Source organism: Rhodococcus sp. P4_F3_2, assembly GCF_056401335.1.
The window spans coordinates 1-399 of record NZ_JBFUJN010000257.1 but is presented as its reverse complement, the minus strand read 5'-3'; the positions used below and the strand labels follow the sequence as shown (position 1 = coordinate 399).

Below are 399 nucleotides of genomic sequence, written 5' to 3'. Positions count from 1 at the left end.
GACAAACCTTTGGTAAAATGAATATTAGATGGTTTATTTATTCTTTCCCAGTTAGTAATAGCTACTTTACGCATATCATCATTGGGCTCTACTCCAATAATGTTTACAGAGTCATTCATCCATAAGAACGAAGAAAGGCCAGTTCCACACCCTATATCTACAACATTTCTCGGTTTTTCCCCTAAGTAAGTATGTAAAATTTTTATCACTTCCCGAGGAGGGCTAGGGCGATTTCGATCGTAAAGGTTAGCAAAACCAGTAAAGCGTTCGATATTATTATTATTTACATGTTCACTTGTAGACATAGATTGTTTCACTCCTTTGTAATAAGTGTGAATGGAATATTATAAGTATAAATTAATTTATATGATGTTGTCGCCTTTTGGACCTTTTCTACAT

At 33.8% G+C, this 399-nt stretch carries 1 protein-coding gene; it reads right to left on the bottom strand.

What is annotated here, in order from left to right:
* On the bottom strand, nt 1-305 hold a 305-nt coding region (locus tag AC1DWA_RS33640), incomplete at its 3' end, for a class I SAM-dependent methyltransferase (RefSeq protein ID WP_477917866.1).
* Nucleotides 306-399: the final 94 nt, after the last annotated feature.